At 69.1% G+C, this 1,913-nt stretch carries 2 protein-coding genes; one reads left to right on the plus strand and one right to left on the minus strand.

From position 1 onward, the window contains the following. Window positions 1–872 precede the first annotated feature (872 nt). Window positions 873–1,448, plus strand: coding sequence for a hypothetical protein (locus ABZT03_RS44095; protein ID WP_356049933.1), 576 nt, complete (start codon window positions 873–875; stop codon window positions 1,446–1,448). Between the two features lie 155 nt (window positions 1,449–1,603). Here ABZT03_RS44095 and ABZT03_RS44100 read toward each other — a convergent pair. Beyond that, on the minus strand, window positions 1,604–1,913 hold a 310-nt coding region (locus ABZT03_RS44100; protein ID WP_356049935.1), incomplete at its 5' end, for a transposase.

Here is a 1,913-nt window from a genome sequence, read left to right on the forward strand (position 1 = left end):
TCGCAGCGCTGCTCGCGCTCCAAGACCGCCCCTCCTCATGGGACTCATCGAGGCGTGAGTGAGACCCGATGCGTCCCATGAGGTGAAAAGATCAGGCTGGATGGTTCCGTCCATTGCGTTGAGGCCTGCCGTACGAGCGAGGTGAACCCAGTGAGATCGATCCCCGCCCCCAAAAGCGACGGGGCGCCCCCGGACAGACCGGACGATCGCGAGGCACGGCTGCTGGACTGGCTCGTGCCGGACGGGCAAGACGTCTCTTCGCTGTCGACAGCCGATATCGAGCGCTTCTGCTGGTACGAACTCCCCCGCAAGTGGCACGCCGACCAGACCGAACAACAAGAACTCCTCCGCTCGCTGGCACGGCTACTGCTGCGGGCCGGACGCCCCCGGCCCGCAACTGTATGCACCACGGAGACCACCGCATGGGTCCTGCGCTCCTGGCACAACTCCCCGCAGGAAGGCATCGCGGCCTGCCGCAAGGCCACAGCAGACTCACCGACCACCCCGCCCGACACCCCCGAACTGGCCTGGGGCGAGACCATGGGAGCACACGAGTCCATCGCCCACGCGAACGCCTCGATCCGCCTCGAACAGGCTTTGGACGCAGGCGACCTCGACCCGGCCGCGCGTGGCTTCCGGGCCGCCCAGATCCACCTGACCGAGCAGTGGCTGACCACACCCCATCCAGCGCACCATGGACGCCCTCCGCGCGATGCCATCCGCGTAGAGCGTCGTGATGTCTGGCAGCCGCGCCTCCGGCCGAACGGCGGAACCTGCTCGCCCCCGTCCTCCCCGCGCTCAACCGTCCCCTTCCGGCTCCCGCAGACACAGCCGAACCACTGTGCTGGCTGCTGCAGGCGATCGGTGACGGCGTGCCCCTCACCCAGGCCGGGTACCTGCCAAGCCGACTCGTCGCCGAGGCCTTCGCGCGTTACCCGCACTGGTACCCGATCGGGAAGGGCCCCCGTTCCGAAGCCGACCTGTTCCAGCTCGCCAACCTGCACGAAATCGCCCGCCACTACAAACTGCTGACCAAACGCCACCGCACCGTAAAACTCAGCGCCGCGGGCCGTACCCACCTCACCGACCCCGAACTCCGCCAGAACACCGCAGTCCTCGCCTGGCTCGGCGCCGACCGAGCCCAGCACCAGACCGCGGAAGCCGCGGTCTGTGCCCTGTGGCCGGGCCCACTGCCCCACGATGAACTCGAACACGCCGTCCACCACGTACTGGCCGCCTCCCTGCGCCACGCCGACGGAACCCCCATCACCCACGACGACACCCGGCGGCTCCTGTGGCCGTGGCTGCACACCGGCCAGGAAATGGGCTACCTCCACCGCGAACGCGGCTCCGGACAACCGACCGCGCTCACCGGCACGGGACGCCCCGCGGCCCTCGCCCTCCTGCGCCGACTCGCACAAGCACCGCAACACCCGCAGTCAATATGACCCGACCCTGAACTCGTGGGCGGAGCCTGAGTCGCGGCCGACGCCTGAAGCCGGTGCACGCCGGCCTAGGAGCGGCAGAACTCCTCAACCAGCGCCCGGATCGAGGGGTCGCGTCCTCGGAGCGGTGGAAAAGCTCGACGAGGTGGGTTCCGTTGTTAATGTTGCGCGGCCTGGTCGACGGGTGTCGGGGTGGCCTCGGGGAGGGGCAGGTGGACGAGCTCGGGCGGGTTGGTCAAGGCTCGGCGCAGGTCGTGCAGGAGGCGGAGTCCGGCCGGGGTGGTGGTGAAGCCGCGCCAGCCGGTGGCGGCCCGGTGCAGGACGGCGAAGGCCAGGGAGACACAGGAGGTCTCGCTGGGGAACCGGCCGATGACCTTGACCCGACGCCGTGTCTCGCCGAAGGTCCGCTCGATGAAGTTGGAGTGCCGGATCCGCTTGTGATGCTCGACGAGGAACCGCAGATAGGAC

It is taken from the genome of Streptomyces sp. NPDC005574, assembly GCF_040605435.1.
Lineage (GTDB): Bacteria > Actinomycetota > Actinomycetes > Streptomycetales > Streptomycetaceae > Streptomyces.